Genomic DNA, 15,882 nt, shown 5'->3' with positions numbered 1-15,882 from the left:
CACAGCTCAGGGAGCGGGGACCGGAACCGGCGGAGCCTCCACTGGCGGCACGCCTTCAGCCGGTGCACCCTCGACAGGCGGTGGCGGCGGGTAGACCAGGTCGTTGACGCGGTAGACGACGGCCTCGCCCTGGCGGAACACCTCTGTCAGTCCAGGAGCGCCGTTCTCGCGCAGCTCCAGGAACGGGTCGCCCTGGTGGCCGTTCGCCGGATCGGGTCGGCCGCGCTGGAACTCCCAGTAACTCGTCGGGGAGTCGATCACATAGTGCACGTTCATGTCCCGGACGATCTGGTCGATCGCGGGGTCGGCGCCGATCTTCGCGACACCCCAGAAAAGGTCGCGTTGCCGCTCGGAGAACTCGTTGGCCCGATAGAACGGGAACATCGGGGTGACGCCGGTGACCGGGTACAGCCAGCCGGTGCCCTGGTCGAGGTTGTTGAGGACGAGCACGTCTCGGGCGTCGGGCTGCGAGGCGAGCCACGCGTAGGCGGCGAGGTCGTCGGGGCCGACGTACTTGCCGCCGCGTTCCTTCGAGGCGATCTGCGCATTCGGCGGGTAGCGGACCACCGCGGCACCGGCGATCAATGCGAGTAGCACCACGTATGTCGACGCGACCAGCCAACCCGCGCGAGCGTTGCCCTTGACGGACGTCTCGTCGGATTGCCCGAATCGCCGTCCGATGACGCCGATGAGCGCGATCACCGCGACGCCGATCGCGACACCCGCGGCCGCGGCCGAGAAGATGGCGACGACGAAGGTGAGGCGGTGCGGCGAGTTGTAGAAGTAGCCGCCGATGGCGCCGAGCGGGTACGACAGCAGACCGAGCGAGACCACCGAGTTGGTCGTCACGAGCGCGAAGACCAGCCAGACGGCGAGTCCCGCCCAGCATCGCAGCCAGGCCAGCACCCCGAGGCCGAGGACGGTCACGATGATCAGCGGCCAGATCGGGAAGTGGTTGAGCTCCAGCGGGATCGTGCCGTTGAACGCGCCCTGCGCCAGGCCGCGCAGCACTCCGATCCCTTCTTCCCGGAAGTCGAAGAACGGGAGTTCGTTGGTGTCGGCGACGCGGATCGTGCCGATCACCACGGGGGAGATCAAGATCATCGTGAGGACGGCGGTGACAGCCAGGGTCGCGAGATCTGCCAAACGACTCGTCGCCGGACGCCACAGACCCTCACACAGCCACCACAGGCCGACGATGACGCCGACGAGAATCAGACCGGACGGATGCGTTGCGGTCACGCCGGCCACGGCCAGGGCCGCAGGTGCCACTCGCGACCGGTCTCGGACGACGCTCAGAACCAGGACCGCTGCTACCGGAGCCAGACTCACGCCGACGGCATTGGGCACCGAGGTCAGCTGCACCTCGACGTACGGCAGCGACGGGAACAGCGCGGCGACGGCGGCGGCCGTGCCGGCGATCAACGCAGAGTTGTCGACGCCGTAGCGGTGCCGGGCGAACCAGTAGGCCAACGACGCCACACCCAGCGGGACCGTGACGGCCAGCACCGCAGGCGAATACGTGTTGTACAGCTCGACCGGGTTCGCGCCGGTCAGCGGGAACAGCAAGGCACCCAGCGCATGCCACGTGTTCGGGTAGTAGTTGAACCCCTGGGTGTCGTAGTTCATCAGCTCGCCCATGCGCATGGCCGAACCGATCCCGGTCTCGTCGATCCATCGCAGAGAACTGGCGTGCCACAACGAGTCCCACACCTGCGAGATGTTGTTCAGTCCCGCGAAGGCGGTCTTGGCCACCGGTCGGATGCAGGTGATCGCGATGATGAGTCCACCGAGCCCGAGGCCTGCAGCCGCACGCAGGATCGCGGTGCGGCCGACGCGAGGTTCGCCGGTGTCAGTGGGTACCGGCGCGAGACGACGTCCGATCCCCGTGCCGAGCAGCCGTGAGTACAGCCAGGCGCCGGCAAGGGCCAGGACCAAGCCGACAAGCGCCGAGACCGCGTTCCATTCGAAGCCGACCGCCGAGTACAGGACGGTGAGGATGGAGACCAGGGCGAACGTGATGGCCGGTCCGGCCGCGAACGCCACCGGCCAGGGCAGGTTCATCCGCCGACCCACGAAGGCGCCCGGCAGGATCAGCACCAGCGCGGACACGATCACGACCCACGCAGCCAGCACCATCACCCCGCGCCTTTCCACACTCGCTTGTCACACCCACGGTGAGACCCGGTTTCCACTCCCTTCCGGGCCCCGACCAAACACTCAGCAGGGTACCCGGCGTCGTCTCAGTGCGACTGTCCGGTGACGACGCTCTCGTCGCGCATCGGCCGCTCGCCGGACACCGGCCGGACTTCCGGGCGATGCCTGGTGTGCCCCGACGCGGCGACGGCGAGGCAGGCCAGCGCCGCGACCGCACCGAACGTGAACATCTCGGTGTAGGTGATCGACGTCCACTTCTCGGTGATCCATGCCAGGAGCGCCGGGACGGCGAAGCCCAGGTAGGTCACGCTGTAGAAGACGGCGGTCAGGCCGGCGAGGTCGTCGGGCCCGGCGATGCGCTGCACCTCCAGGAGCCCGGCGATCAGCGCCATGCCGTAGCCGCAACCCAGCAGGGTCGCGGCGATCAGGGACAGCCAGACCGTCAGCACGTGTGCCGCCAGTGCGGCGACGAGCATGCCCGCAACGAGGGTCGTGAGGGCGACAACCACGCCACGCGAGCTCCCCGGAACGTCGATGCGTCGACCCACCGATTGAATGCCGAACCCGGCGCCGAGTCCCAGGACACAGCACAGGGCGGCAAAGGCGATCGGCGCTCCGGAAGTCCGTGCCGACATCAACGCCGGGATGATCGCGTACGCCGACGCCGCGGCGCCGAAGACCCAGGGCGCGACCGGCAGGACGACGAACATGAACCGTCGATGACCGGCGGCCGGGATGCGCAGGTCGTCGATCAGACGGCCCGGCGTCGAACTGCGGAATCGCGTCTCCGGCACGACCGTCAGGAGGGCTCCCGCGCAGACCGCGATCGCGATGTTCACCAGATACGGCAGCACATGCGGCCAGGGGCCCCACTGGGCGAGCACACCGGCGACGCCTGCGCCGACACCGAAGCCGGCAGTGAGGCTCATCGCCGCGCGCCCGGCGCCGACTCCGGCCCGTGCACCGTCGCGGTCGGACAGCTCCTTGATCCAGCTTCCGCCGACCGCCATCGACAGACCGAGTGCGATGCCGCTGCAGATGCGTCCCACGGTCAGCAGGGCCGCCGACTGAGACCCTGCGGCCAACAACACCGAGCCCAGCGCCGCGAACACCGGTGCCGGCAGCATGAGCGGCCGCCGACCGAACCGGTCCGACAGCGGCCCGCCGATCAGGAGGGCGGGCACGATGCCGAGCACGTAGGCGAACAGCAGGGCGTCGACGACGACCGGCGACAGGTCGGTGATCTGCCGGTACATGACCAGCAGCGGGGTGAACTCGTTGCCGCCCCACGCGGCCGCGAAGACGGCCAGCGAGACGGCGGGCCATCCGAAGCGGTTGCGGTTGTCGGTCATGCGGGTTCCCCCGGGAGGTCGTGAACACCGGCGAGGTGCCCCGCCAGGAGGTGGTCGAAACGGTCGGCGTCGGCGGCTTCGATGGCGCCGAGGAGATCGAGGTGATCGGCGAGGATGCGCGCCGCAACCCCGGCGTCACGATGCACCGAGGCGATCGTCATGCGTCGATGCCGCTCGCCCAGCGTCGTGTAGAAGTCGGCGAGGAGCGGATTGTCGCCGGCTGCGGCGATGAGCTGGTGGAACGCGGCGTCGAGCCGGGAGAACTCGGCGACGTCGGTCGCGTCGGCGCGTCGATGGGCGGCGAGGTTGTCGCGGAGTCGCTCGGCCAGCTCGGCGACGGCGGCGGGCCGGGACGTGACCGACCGGACGGCGTGTCCCTCGAGGAGGCGGCGCGCGTCGACGACGTCACGCTTCTCGCGGTCGCCGATCGGCACCACGAGCGCTCCCCGCTTCGGGTAGAGCCGCATCCACCCTTCGGTCTCGAGACGCAGAAAAGCCTCCCGCACGGGAGTGCGGCTCACCGAGCACTTCGAGGCGATCTCGCCCTCGCTGATCAGCTCACCGCCGGCGATCTCGTTTGTGAGAATTCGCTCTTTGACCTCGGCATATACCCGCTCAGCAGCGGATTCAGCAGAGGTATGCAACATAGACACAAGTTGTACCTTACCAATAGGCGATGAGGCTGCGACCTGGGCCGACCCGCCTTCCATGACGATCCCAAGCAGTGAGACACTTAATGTGGCCGTAACGAGCGTCACCTCGCTCGCGGGCCCTGATCGCGTCCGCTGAGCCATCCGCTCTCGCGTCGATGCGGATCTCTACAGCTCGCGGGCAGCGTGGCCGGCGAGACGATGCAACCCGCGTTTCGCGGCATTCAGGAGGACCCGACCGTGACAAGCACGGAGGACACACGTATGGGCGATACCCCGATCACCGAACCGACCATTGCCGATCTGCCGATCACCGACGACGAGATCTTCTTGGCGCATGCCGGCGGCAAGCTGTCCGTCGAACTTCGCGCGCCCATCGACACCCAGCGCGACCTGTCGATCGCCTACACCCCGGGCGTCGCCCAGGTGTCACGCGCGATCGACACCGACGCCACCCTGGTGAACAAGTACACCTGGACCGACCGTCTGGTGGCCGTGGTGAGCGACGGATCGGCTGTGCTCGGCCTCGGTGACATCGGCCCGCGTGCGTCGCTGCCGGTCATGGAGGGCAAGTCCGCACTGTTCCGCAGCTTCGCCGGACTCAACTCGATCCCGATCGTTCTCGACACCAAGGATCCCGACGAGATCGTCGAGACCCTGATCCGTCTGCGTCCGAGCTTCGGCGCGGTCAACCTCGAGGACATCTCGGCACCGCGATGCTTCGAGATCGAGCGCCGCGTCATCGAGGCGCTCGACTGCCCGGTCATGCACGACGACCAGCACGGCACCGCCATCGTGGTCCTCGCCGCCCTGAAGGGCGCCGTGACCCACCTCGGCCGGGACATCACCACCCTGCGGGTCGTCATCTCCGGTGCCGGCGCCGCGGGTGTCGCCTGCGCCAACATCCTGCTCGCGGTCGGCATCACCGACGTCATCGTGCTCGACTCGAAGGGCATCGTCTCCGCCGGCCGCGACGGCCTGAACGAGTCGAAGGCCGAGCTCGCGAGCCGCACCAACCCGCGCGGCCTGACCGGCGGAGCGGTGGAGGCCCTCGACGGCGCCGACGTCTTCATCGGCGTATCGGCCGGCCTGATCCCCGAGGAGATCATCGCGTCGATGAGCGACGACTCGATCGTGTTCGCGCTGTCGAACCCCGATCCGGAGATCCACCCCGAGGCCGCCGCCAAGTACGCGGCCGTCGTCGCGACCGGTCGCAGCGACTTCCCGAATCAGATCAACAACGTGCTCGCCTTCCCGGGCGTGTTCAAGGGCGCACTCGACGCGGGTGCACGCCGGATCAGCGAGGGCATGAAGATCGCTGCAGCAGAGGCGATCTTCTCGGTGGCCGCCGACGACCTGCGGGCCGATCGCATCGTGCCCAGCCCGCTCGACGACCGGGTCGCACCGGCCGTTGCGGCGGCGGTCGCCAAGGCGGCGCAGGACGAGGGCCTCTGCTCGTAAAATTTTGTGTCACAAGCCGGTTCGATCATCTCGATCGAACCGGCTTGTTTCTTTTTCCGCAGGTGTTTCAGTCCCGTTCCTGCCAGGTGCACAAGCAGATCTCGTTGCCCTCGGGGTCGGCGAGAATCCACCACGCCGGTGCGAACTCGTCCGAGAGCAGTTGCCCACCGGCGGTGATCGCCGCTTGCAGTCGTTCGTGCACCTCGTCGTGCGGTAGGCAAAGGTCGAAGTGAATCCGGTTACGTTGCGGGCGAGCTTCATCCATCTGCTGGAACCACACCGACGGCAGCCGCCCGGTCGGGTCGGCGAGTTCGGCGAGTTCCCTGTCATTCCCGTCGGAGTAACCCAGGACTGCCTGCCAGAACGGACGGATCGCACCGATGTCCAGGGCGTCGATCGCGAGTTCGATCGCCGTCACCGGGCCCACGAGTTTCTCGAGCGCCATCTCGGCGGCGATCCCGGTGATCCGGTTGGCCAGCGCCACATCGGCTTCGGTCAGCTGATGCGCGCTGTGTGTCGTGAGAGCGAGATGCACTGACCCGTAACGCAGGTCGATGTCGGGATGATGGTTGGCTTCCTCTGCCGCGTCGACGATCCTGGTCACGAACTCGAGACCCCGCACCATCGAACCGGTGCGGTAGCCGGCCACGAGTTTGTCGGCGACGACGCGCCACGGGTCGGCGACGACCTCGGTGGCCTGCTTGGCGTTGAGCGGTGTGCGCGTGGACCCGGTCATACTGCCCCATGCTGCACCTTCGAGAACTGTTTCGAAAGGGCCCGGTTTCCCAGAGTGCGGCCTGGGTGCCGTTTTCCGGCACTCAGGCCGCACTCTGGAATCGCTGTCAGTGCCGGTTCGACGTAGCTGCCGCGAGTTTCGCGATGGACTCGACCGTTGCAGGCAGGAACCCGCGTCGAGCGCCCTGGTCGAGTGAGGTCCCGGCGCCGAGGACCGGATCGTAATCGAGGCCGATCACCGGGCCGACCGCCCCGGACACCACACCGACGAGCATGTCCGCGAGGCCCGTCTGCTGCTGTACCGGCAGCTGGGAGTCGATCACCACGACGGTGTTCTCGAGTACGCCGGCGCGGTCCCACTCCGTGAAGATCACGCGTGCCCGGTTGAGCAGGTCGGGGCGTGGGCTGATCACGAGGACGGGCGTGAGGTTCGGGACGTCGTCCTCGGCGAGTTCGGGCAGCAGCGTCAGCGGATGCGCCCCGGCGTCGATCACCGGCACTGCTCCCTGCCGCCACACCTCGACGACGGCGTCGGTGACGGCCGCCTCGTCGGGCGGCAGCCACAGGCCCGTGCCCGACGCGGTGCGCAGCAACTCTTCGTTGCCGGTCCCGCGGAGGCGGAGTTCGATGTCGCAGTCGTTGCCGGAGGCATCGACCCACCACGAGAGCAGGCCGAGACCCGACGCGGCGCGATGTTCGGCGAGAAGGGCCGACACGACAGACGTGCCGACCCCGCCGGCAGTTCCACAAACGACGACGGCCCGCTCATCCCAGATCTGCGGGTCGCCGTCGCGAGGTGTTGGAGCAGTCATCGGTCCTTATGGAACCAGAAGGTAGGCGCCGTACCCAATCGACTGAGGCGCGCCCGCCGGGCCATTCGGCGCGCGTCCACGAACAGTGAACGGCACCACGGGAAGAAGTCAGGGAACCAGCATGTAGATCGTCGCCCCATAACCGGCGGGCACCCGAACCTGACTATTAGGCGAGAAACCGCCGAACCCAAGACTGACGGGACCGGATCCCGTGGCAATCTCCCAGACCTTTTTCTCCCCTGGCCTCGGCCCAAACGTTCCGCTTACCCACTTTTCAAGGTTGTACCCGCGCACGCTGGTAAAGAAATTCCCGAAGAGTACCCGACACTTGGGATTTCGTTTCCATCCGGCACCGTCTCCGGTAAAGCCGTGCGATCGCGCCGTCACCCGCACAACTCCACGCTTCTTCGCTGGTGCATCCACCGTCACATTGATCGCACCGCGACACGAGGCATGGTCACCGAACGTTCCGAAGTCGTACCCGGTCGGCGAGACTTGTGGAACCGGTGCGGCCGAGGCCGTCCCAACACCAACCAGACCCATCGCCGCCGCAATAACCCCGGCAAGCGCCACAAGTAACTTCTTCATCGATCTCCCTTCGACTGCCCTTCACGGGCGCGTTGAACGTGTCTTCCTCGCTTGCAATTTCGTTCAGTGCGGACAACACGGTTGCGACCTGGTCGAGTAGCTTTACGCGAAACGGAGCAACTATTACCTGGACAGTTCCCCGGGCCAGAGAACTTCACTCCCCGGAATGGTCTTCTTCAGGTTGTCCGACTGCGCCCTAGTCCAGTCCCGAACGGACTTCTCAGCATGCGGACCGAACACGGCATACGGCGAGCGAGCCTGCTGACCGGACCACTTGTGGACCGAAGACCCGACCTTAACGTCCACATCTCCACGGTTGTTCACGACGTAATCGACTGCCGGAAGACCTGAACGACGAGCGTCCTCCGCCGATAGGTGGAATTCGAACTGGTTCGAGCCGTCGTTCTTCGGCAACGCGTGTCGGGGGCCGTCGTTCTTCCACGGTTCATCCGGATTAGCCCCGGGGTCGCCTGCACCGAGTGAGTACGCAAGCAGACCGCCTGCGGTGCCACCAATTGCGAATCCAAGTGCAGCTCCGGCCACGCCAACACCGACGCCTCCGATCGCAGCACCGGCTCCGGCCCCAATCGCCGCGCCCGGACCACCCAAGATGTAGTAGGGAGGCAAGGACCCGACGATCGCACCGGCGACGGCACCGACCCCGGCCCCACCAACAGCACCAACCACCGCCGACGGAATACCCAGCGCAACAGCACCAGCCGTCCCACCGGCCATCACACCGATGATCGTGGCAGCCGCACGACGACTCGCCTCGTCCTCCGGCACACCCACCGAGATCAAACCCTGAGCGATCTTCGCCTCGCCATACGCCGACCACGCATTGATCGAGTTCACATCCCTGTCGGACAGGCCCTTCGGGATGTCGGTGACGAAGTTACCCACACGGATCTTGTCCGGCGGCGGCGCAATCGGACGCACCGGCGGAGCAACCCGCGGCGCAACAGGATTGGTGATCGCCGGCGAATACGGCTGCTGGTAACTCTGCGACAACGACTGGTCATACGACTGATACGGAGCCTCGACCGGCGGACCCGGAATCGAACCCGGACCCGGAACAACAACCGGCTGCACCACCGCATCACCCGGAGCCGGAACACCCGGCGCCACATCCGACGGACTCGTACCACCCTGACCCGGCGCCGAATCCGACGGATCGGTGCCACCCTGCTCCGGAACAGCGAACGCCGCACCCGCACCAGCAGTGATCGACACCGCCACAACAGCAGACGTCACCGACAACAACGGACCACTCGGCGCCCGACGCCTACGATGCCGACCTCGACTCTGGGTCACCGCTGCGCTCCCTCTCCCAGCGAACTTCACTAGTCAACCCGGATTACGGCGCGCCCTACGGAACGAGCACGTAGGCGCCACCGTTGTATCCCTGCCGCACGCGGACGGGACTGTTTACCGAATAGGTCGTCAAACCGATAGACGCGGGACCTGATCCCGTGGCGACTTCCCAAACCTTCTTCGCGCCGCTACGAGGACCGAACGAAGCGGTGACCCACTTCTCCCGACCAAGCCCCGCGGAACCGTTGTAGAGCGTGCTAATTCGCATGCGACAGTTTGGGTTTCGCTTCCACGTTGCCCCATTGCCTGTGAACCCAAGAGAGGTAACGGTCACCCGCACGACACCGCGCTTTTGCGGCGGCGCGTCGACATCGACCCTCAAGACACCATGACAAAAGGAGTGGTCGCCGAACGTCCCGAAGGAAGTCGACGCAGGAAAGTGAGGTATAGGAGAGGCGGACGCCTGCCCCGCCCCGACCAAACTTGCAGTCGCAGCAACTGCAGACGCCGCCGCGGCCACTGCCAATCTTTTCATATCTTCTCTCCGCCTGTCTCTATGCGCTGATTCGTCTCAGGAAGCGTCCGTCAGGCTTCGTGAGGGCCGAACCAATGGCCACCCGAACTACCGTGTGCTTTCCGCCGGCCACAGAACCTCGCTACCCGGAATCGCCTTCTTCACGCTGTCTGATTGCGCCCTGGTCCAGTCTCGAACAGACTTTTCAGCCCCCGGACCTAGAACCGCGTACGGTGCTCGCGCCTCTTCACCTGACCACTTATGGGTTGAAGTCCCGAGCTTGAGATTCACGTTCCCGCGGTGGTTGACCACATAATCGACAGCAGGAAGACCAGAGCGGCGTGCTTCCTCAGGTGAAAGGTGGAACTCGAACTGGCTCGGCCCATCAGCCTCGGGCGCCGCACGCCGAGGCCCGTTCTGTTGCCAGGGTTCATCCGGATCCGCCCCCGGATCACCGGCACCGAGCGAGTACGCGAGGAGACCGCCTGCAGTGCCGCCGAGTGCGAAACCGAGAGCAGCGCCTGCCGCAGCACCGCCAACGCCACCAACTCCCGCGCCGATCAAAGCGCCAACACCAGCCCCGTACGGTGCCTCGACACCGAAAGTAGGGATACCGAGTATGAGTGCCCCTGCGACCGCGCCGACACCTGCACCACCCACGGCTCCGACAACCGCTGCCGGAATACCCAGCGCGACAGCACCAGCCGTGCCACCGGCCATCACACCGATGATCGTGGCAGCAGCACGACGACTCGCCTCGTCCTCCGGCACACCCACCGAGATCAAACCCTGAGCGATCTTCGCCTCGCCATACGCCGACCACGCATTGATCGAGTTCACATCCCTGTCGGACAGGCCCTTCGGGATGTCGGTGACGAAGTTACCCACACGGATCTTGTCCGGCGGCGGCGCAATCGGACGCACCGGCGGAGCAACCCGCGGCGCAACAGGATTGGTGATCGCCGGCGAATACGGCTGCTGGTAACTCTGCGACAACGACTGGTCATACGACTGATACGGAGCCTCGACCGGCGGACCCGGAATCGAACCCGGACCCGGAACAACAACCGGCTGCACCACCGCATCACCCGGAACCGGAGCACCCGGCGCCACATCCGACGGACTCGTACCACCCTGACCCGGCGCCGAATCCGACGGATCGGTGCCACCCTGCTCCGGAACAGCGAACGCCGCACCCGCACCCGCAGTGATCGACACCGCCACAACAGCAGACGTCACCGACAACAACGGACCACTCGGGGTCCGACGCCTACGATGCCGACCTCGGCTCTGGGTCATCTCAGGACTACCTTTCTGCGCCATCTGAATGGCTTTCTGTCTGAACTCATTCGACGGACTTGATGGACTGGATGAAGGTCTGGCCGCCTGTCGTGGACGTGCGGATGACCTGGCGATAGGTGATGGGCGCCGCGTCGGGCTGCAATTCGGTGAGCACCACCGAGTACTCGCCGGGCGCCCGTTCGGTGATCTTCAGACAGTGCCGCGTGCCGATGGGGCGCTGATCGATGTACTGCTGCATCACGTACTCGGAGGCGACTGCACCCGGGGCGGCAACGGCGCGTGCGGCTTTCGCCGAGCGCAGGACGTAGTAGGCGTGGTTGAACGCGCGGATCGCGCCCGGACCGGACTCCTGATCGCCCGTCTCGTCGTCGTTCGACACGGTGGTCCCCGAGCCGATAGGACGCTGCGCGCAGGCCGGGTGACCGACGACGCCCGACGTCGACGGCACCTCAGTCGGTGCCGTGGACGCCGTGGCGTCCGCGGTGACCCCGGGGCGGTCCGAACCGCCACCGGCGAGAGAGATCGAGACAACCACCGTGACCACGATCACAAGGATCGCGGCTGCCGCACCTGCGATTCGCGGTCTCGAACCCAAGAACCGACGCCAGCCGGGAGCCCTGCCGGACATGGTCTTTCGCTTCGCGCGGACCGACTTCTCGGCCTCGGCGAGAAAGGAATCGAGATCGGACGACGGCTTCCCCGGAATCTCGGCAACCGGGGTCTCGAACCTCGGCGCCGAGGGCTCGACGGGCAATGCTGGAGCGTCGAGAACGGCCACTGCGGTGCCGCCGACATCGCCCTGAGCTGCGTCAACGGAACGGAATCGGGCGAGGTGAGCGGCCAGATCGGCCGCCGGCGTGGTACCGGAGGACGGCCACGCGGGCACGTCGGGGAACCACAGGGACTGCGGACGCGGCAGCACCATGAGACCCCCTCCCCCGGCTGGTGATCGTCGTCGTCAGTTGTGCACGCGACGACACGACACCAAAAGGAAGACCCCCCGGGCGCCGGCACTGCCGTCGCTGATCTCGGGTCACCCTACAACAGCTCTCAGCAACATCTCAGACATCCTCCACAGGCATCACCTGCACCGGTTCTGACTGGCTGCGCAGCCGCGGCGCCCTCGCTACCGTCGAAGATGTGCTTCTCACAGCTGCAGTGGCGCGCGGGATCGCCGACGGTTCCGTCGACCTCGCCTTCCGACGTTGGGGACATCCCCGCATCCGACCCGGGTCGAGCTTCATCGCACTGACACACGTCATCGAGGTGACGTCGATGGAGCGCGTCGATCCCGCAAAGATCACCGCGAAACAGGCGCGACGGGCCGGTTACGAGACTGTCGACGACCTGCGGGCGACCCTGTGCGTCAACACCCACAACCCGACCTATCGACTCGGACTCCGATGCATCGGCGAGGACCCGCGCATCGCACTCCGCGCCGATGACGATCTCTCCGACGACGACGTCGCGGACATCCGCTCGCGGCTCGACCGGATGGACACTCGATCCCAGAACGGGCCCTGGACGCATGACATCCTCGCGCTCATCGGCCGGCGGCCCGGCGTCGTGTCCACCGACCTCGCCGCCGAACTCGGCAGGGACCGAGCCGGTTTCAAGAACGACGTCACGAAGCTGAAGAAACTGGGACTGACCGAAAGCCTCGAGGTCGGTTACGCACTCTCACCACGCGGCGTCGAGTTCCTCCGTCGCGACAACACCTAGCCACCGCCGGACATGGCGCGCGCCGGTCGCGAGGTCGTGGCGGTGGGACTGTCGAGTGTCGGATCGTTCACCACGAGCTTCACCCGCGCCTTCGGCAAGACGCCGACCGCGTACCGGGATTCGTTCCCGCCTGCCGCCACGTACGCGCACGTTCCCGCATGCGTGCTCCGCGTCTGTTCACGGCCGGGGCCGGCCAGTCGTGTCGAACGGCCGAAACCGCCGGCCGAAGAGCTCCCGAAGACAGCACCCGGGAAGAAGACCGTCACACCCGTCCGCGCGTAGCTTGATTTCCACCGGAGGGAAACGCAGCCCCGAGGACGTACGGGATCGATGCCGGCTTCCGCGACCCGTCGGGCAACAGCATCCGTCTGACGCAGATGGCGGAAATCCTGGCGTAGGGCGCGAGACCGCCTGTCGCCCTGACGGTCATGGGCGACAATGTCCCCTATGAACCGTCTCCGATCAGGCCTCGCCGCCGCGGCCGCGTTCGCCGCGGCCTGCGTGCTGCTTGCCCCGGGCACCGCGCAGGCCGCGCCCTTCGCCGTCACCACAGATGTGAACAAGGCGATCGCCGAGCACTACCTCAGTCCGGCCACCGAGTCACCCGCCGGCAGCAACCGGTTCGACTGCCGGGATCGGGAAGGACGAGACCCGATCGTTCTGCTGCACGCGACCGCGATGAACCAGAGCGCCAACTGGGCCTACCTCGCTCCGACCCTCGCCAACGCCGGGTACTGCGTCTTCAGCCTCACCTACGGCCAGGCGTCGTGGAGCGGCAACACCGGCGGTCTCGGCAACAAGGAACGGTCTGCGGCGCAGCAGGTCGCGCCGTTCATCGACAAGGTCCTCGCCGCGACCGGCGCCGCCAAGGTCGACCTCATCGGCCATAGCCAAGGCGGAGCGATCGCCCAGCTGGTGACACAGCTTCCCGGCCGCGCCACGCAGGTGGACACCATCATCGCGTTGTCGGCATCGCACCAGGGAACCTCGCGGGTCGGCTCGATCACCGACCGACTCCCGGCCCGGGCTCCCGGCCAGAGCTACTGGGGCCCCCGGCACCCGGCGATCGACTACGTCAACTTCGCGACCCGCTTCGACGAGATCTCCACCCCGTACACGAACACCCTGATGACGCCCGGCCCGAACGTCGTCAACACGCTGATCCAGGACGTGTGCCCGGCGTCGAAGATCGGTCACGTCGGCATGGCCTACTCCCCGACCGTCGCCGCGCTCGTCCGCAACGCCCTCGACCCCGCTCATCGGGTGCCGCTGGTGTGCGGCTCCGACTACCCGCTCTGAGCCCCGAGCGCTCGCCGGAATCGCCAGGTCAGATCAGGTTCGCGAGCCGCAGACAGCGCGCCTGGGCGAAGGTGGCGATTCTGGGCGGGGTCACGTCGAGGCACTCGAATGGAGCCGGTTTTTGTTGCGGGCGATGGACTCGCTAGACTCGTCTGCGCTGCCTCGCGTAGCACGCCGCCCTAGCTCAGTCGGTAGAGCAATTCACTCGTAATGAATAGGTCAGGGGTTCGATTCCCCTGGGCGGCTCCACCAGGATCGTGCGATCTCCGACCCGTACGACGTCCCTCGATCCCCCGGATTCACACCGAGCTTTCATCCGACGGCGAACCGCCTACACCAGCCTCTTAGCGACGCAAAGATAAATGCGTGTCAGGATGTCGGTGTTAATCCATTCGGATGACACATCCCGAGCCCCCCGCTCCTTAGACTCCATCCGACTGTAGGAGGTCAATTGGGGGCACGTCGGGGAGGAAAGCACCGGTCTCAACCGGCGCGAACCGCCACATCTTCTCGTAGACCATCGCGCGCGACAACCACTTCGCTGACGCTCAGCGCGTTGTCTCTCGGCACCGTCGTGCCGATCGCCGTCGCGTCGACGAACGTCACCGCCGTCGTCGAATCCCTCATCGATCGCGAGATCGTGCGGGAGGCCACGCAGCACGACAACACCAGCGACATCTTCACCGACCTGCCCGACAGCACGATCATGGTCGTCACCCCCGGGACCAATGACACCACGCTGATCCCGCGCAACCTTCCGTACGTCGGCCACCGGCAGACCCTGATCGTGAACTACCCCGAGTCCTTCGGACCCGTCATCGCCGGCCGCTCGAACACGCTCGCACCGTTCGCTCCGGGCTACGACGAGTCCAAAGAGCATGCGATGAACCAGAACCTGGCCGTGATGGCCGCGTTCGTCGACATGGGTGAGGACCGCCCGTTCGTCGTCTACACCGGTTTTTCGCAGGGCGCCGACGCGCTCGGCGACGCCGCCGAGGATCCTCGGGCCTACGACAACGACTTCCTCGTTCCGGGCAAGGACATGGTCGTCCTGGTCGCCGACCCGCGGAGCCCATGGGGCATCAAGGCCTGGCTCGACACGATGCCGTGGCTGAAACCGTTCGTGGCGGTCGCCGGGATCGACGCCAACGGCGCCCGCGACCCGGAAGCCACCGGCAAGATCAAGATCGTGTCGGTGATCGTCGTCGGCGACCCGGTCAGCAACTTCCAGTGGGTGGCGTACCGCCCCGTCACGTCGCTCGTCGTCAACGCGGCCGGGTTCCTCACCATCCACTCGGGCAACGGACCGCACACCTACGGCGACGTCGAGCGTCTGGGCGACCCGACCGAATACACCAGCGGCAACACAACATACCTCGTGTACGACGCGGCACATCCCCTGGCACTACTGGCGGCAACCGTCTACGACACACTCGGAATCGCCTACGACAAGGACGATCTCGCCCGCTGGGATGAACTCGCCGAGGCCTACTACCCGACCCAGGCACCCAATCCCGACACCGCGGCGGTGCCGGTCACGGCCGCGGATTCGGTGAAGCAGGACCAGCACGGCGACGGATATACCGTCACCGTGCCGTCCGAGGTGGCGACCGGCGCGGAGAAGCCGGAAGGTCCGCCGGACACCCGGGGAATCGTCCCGGTCGGCGCCGTACCGCCTGTTGTAGACGAGACTCCCACGGATGATCGTGCGTCCGTTGATGATCGCGACGAGCGCGAGTCTGGTACCGAAACTCCCGGCGATCGACCCGACGACTCGGACAAGCCAGATTCCCAGGAATCGGATTCGGATGCGGGTCCGGACTCCGGCGACGGCGGAGCTGGCGATTCCAACTCGTCGACCGGTGGTGACGACTCACCGAGCAGCAGTTCCAGCAACGATCGGGAAAAGTCCGACTCCGCCGAAACAAGTTCGGCCGGTGGGGATTCGGCGGACCACGAGGCCGCCTGATCCCCCA

General features: G+C 66.5%; 13 protein-coding genes, 1 tRNA gene and 2 pseudogenes. 7 read left to right on the top strand and 9 right to left on the bottom strand.

Going from position 1 to position 15,882, the window contains the following annotated elements; genetic code table 11:
- Positions 1–6: 6 nt before the first annotated feature.
- The 3 genes from GKZ92_RS02580 to GKZ92_RS02570 all read right to left on the bottom strand — a co-directional run bounded on the left by GKZ92_RS02580 (position 7) and on the right by GKZ92_RS02570 (position 4,156).
- A complete protein-coding gene (locus GKZ92_RS02580; RefSeq protein WP_035755281.1) occupies positions 7–2,139 on the bottom strand; it encodes a DUF6541 family protein in 2,133 nt (710 codons plus the stop codon).
- Between the two features lie 104 nt (positions 2,140–2,243).
- Entirely contained in the window at positions 2,244–3,509 is a 1,266-nt protein-coding gene (locus tag GKZ92_RS02575) for an MFS transporter (protein WP_035755283.1), read from the bottom strand.
- Complete coding sequence (locus GKZ92_RS02570; protein ID WP_035755285.1) at positions 3,506–4,156, bottom strand: GntR family transcriptional regulator; 651 nt, start codon at positions 4,154–4,156, stop codon at positions 3,506–3,508. The genes GKZ92_RS02575 and GKZ92_RS02570 overlap by 4 nt, the downstream gene beginning before the upstream one ends.
- A 267-nt stretch (positions 4,157–4,423) precedes the next feature.
- On the opposite strand from GKZ92_RS02570, the gene GKZ92_RS02565 reads away from it, so the two are divergent.
- Positions 4,424–5,620, top strand: coding sequence for an NAD(P)-dependent malic enzyme (locus GKZ92_RS02565; RefSeq protein WP_006356930.1), 1,197 nt, complete (start codon positions 4,424–4,426; stop codon positions 5,618–5,620).
- A gap of 67 nt (positions 5,621–5,687) precedes the next feature.
- Here the strand turns inward: GKZ92_RS02565 and GKZ92_RS02560 are convergent, their stop codons facing one another.
- The 6 genes from GKZ92_RS02560 to GKZ92_RS02535 form a co-directional block, all read right to left on the bottom strand.
- On the bottom strand, positions 5,688–6,356 hold the full coding sequence (locus GKZ92_RS02560; protein ID WP_035755287.1) for a VOC family protein: 669 nt from the start codon (positions 6,354–6,356) through the stop codon (positions 5,688–5,690).
- 106 nt (positions 6,357–6,462) lie between these two features.
- Positions 6,463–7,167 carry a hypothetical protein gene (locus tag GKZ92_RS02555; RefSeq protein ID WP_035755290.1) on the bottom strand — a complete coding sequence of 235 codons (705 nt, stop codon included), beginning with the start codon at positions 7,165–7,167 and terminating at the stop codon, positions 6,463–6,465.
- Between the two features lie 108 nt (positions 7,168–7,275).
- Positions 7,276–7,755 (bottom strand): enoyl-CoA hydratase, encoded by a 480-nt coding sequence (locus GKZ92_RS02550; RefSeq protein WP_081724865.1) that lies wholly within the window; start codon positions 7,753–7,755, stop codon positions 7,276–7,278.
- 123 nt (positions 7,756–7,878) lie between these two features.
- Positions 7,879–8,994 (bottom strand): hypothetical protein, encoded by a 1,116-nt coding sequence (locus GKZ92_RS02545; protein WP_155225679.1) that lies wholly within the window; start codon positions 8,992–8,994, stop codon positions 7,879–7,881.
- Positions 8,995–9,691: 697 nt separating this feature from the next.
- Complete coding sequence (locus tag GKZ92_RS02540) at positions 9,692–10,807, bottom strand: hypothetical protein (RefSeq protein WP_155225678.1); 1,116 nt, start codon at positions 10,805–10,807, stop codon at positions 9,692–9,694.
- A gap of 121 nt (positions 10,808–10,928) precedes the next feature.
- Positions 10,929–11,810: a hypothetical protein gene (locus GKZ92_RS02535; RefSeq protein ID WP_035754760.1), complete on the bottom strand. Its 882-nt coding sequence runs from the start codon at positions 11,808–11,810 to the stop codon at positions 10,929–10,931.
- 215 nt (positions 11,811–12,025) lie between these two features.
- Between GKZ92_RS02535 and GKZ92_RS02530 the strand changes: the two genes are divergently transcribed.
- From GKZ92_RS02530 to GKZ92_RS02505, 6 genes and pseudogenes are all read left to right on the top strand, one after another.
- The gene (locus GKZ92_RS02530) at positions 12,026–12,607 is read left to right on the top strand and encodes a hypothetical protein (protein ID WP_035754758.1); all 582 of its coding nucleotides are present in this window, start codon (positions 12,026–12,028) and stop codon (positions 12,605–12,607) included.
- A gap of 36 nt (positions 12,608–12,643) precedes the next feature.
- Positions 12,644–12,889: pseudogene (locus GKZ92_RS02525) on the top strand (AraC family transcriptional regulator); the annotation flags it as partial.
- A 32-nt stretch (positions 12,890–12,921) separates the two neighbouring features.
- A pseudogene (locus GKZ92_RS23650) lies at positions 12,922–13,005 on the top strand (VOC family protein); the annotation flags it as partial.
- Positions 13,006–13,054: 49 nt separating this feature from the next.
- Positions 13,055–13,906, top strand: coding sequence for an esterase/lipase family protein (locus GKZ92_RS02515; RefSeq protein ID WP_075863599.1), 852 nt, complete (start codon positions 13,055–13,057; stop codon positions 13,904–13,906).
- Between the two features lie 173 nt (positions 13,907–14,079).
- Positions 14,080–14,155, top strand: a tRNA-Thr gene (locus GKZ92_RS02510).
- Positions 14,156–14,462: 307 nt separating this feature from the next.
- Positions 14,463–15,875: a hypothetical protein gene (locus GKZ92_RS02505; protein WP_035754756.1), complete on the top strand. Its 1,413-nt coding sequence runs from the start codon at positions 14,463–14,465 to the stop codon at positions 15,873–15,875.
- Positions 15,876–15,882: the final 7 nt, after the last annotated feature.

It is taken from the genome of Gordonia sp. 135, assembly GCF_009720185.1.
In the GTDB taxonomy this organism is placed as follows: domain Bacteria; phylum Actinomycetota; class Actinomycetes; order Mycobacteriales; family Mycobacteriaceae; genus Gordonia; species Gordonia alkanivorans.
This window is presented reverse-complemented; position numbering and strand designations above follow the sequence as displayed.

Coding starts and splice junctions, on each gene's coding strand:
- GKZ92_RS02565 (WP_006356930.1), top strand. CDS start 4,424: ATGGGCGATACCCCGATCACCGAACCGACCATTGCCGATCTGCCGATC.
- GKZ92_RS02550 (WP_081724865.1), bottom strand. CDS start 7,755: ATGAAGAAGTTACTTGTGGCGCTTGCCGGGGTTATTGCGGCGGCGATG.
- GKZ92_RS02555 (WP_035755290.1), bottom strand. CDS start 7,167: ATGACTGCTCCAACACCTCGCGACGGCGACCCGCAGATCTGGGATGAG.
- GKZ92_RS02535 (WP_035754760.1), bottom strand. CDS start 11,810: ATGGTGCTGCCGCGTCCGCAGTCCCTGTGGTTCCCCGACGTGCCCGCG.
- GKZ92_RS02570 (WP_035755285.1), bottom strand. CDS start 4,156: ATGTTGCATACCTCTGCTGAATCCGCTGCTGAGCGGGTATATGCCGAG.
- GKZ92_RS02560 (WP_035755287.1), bottom strand. CDS start 6,356: ATGACCGGGTCCACGCGCACACCGCTCAACGCCAAGCAGGCCACCGAG.
- GKZ92_RS02515 (WP_075863599.1), top strand. CDS start 13,055: ATGAACCGTCTCCGATCAGGCCTCGCCGCCGCGGCCGCGTTCGCCGCG.
- GKZ92_RS02580 (WP_035755281.1), bottom strand. CDS start 2,139: ATGGTGCTGGCTGCGTGGGTCGTGATCGTGTCCGCGCTGGTGCTGATC.
- GKZ92_RS02575 (WP_035755283.1), bottom strand. CDS start 3,509: ATGACCGACAACCGCAACCGCTTCGGATGGCCCGCCGTCTCGCTGGCC.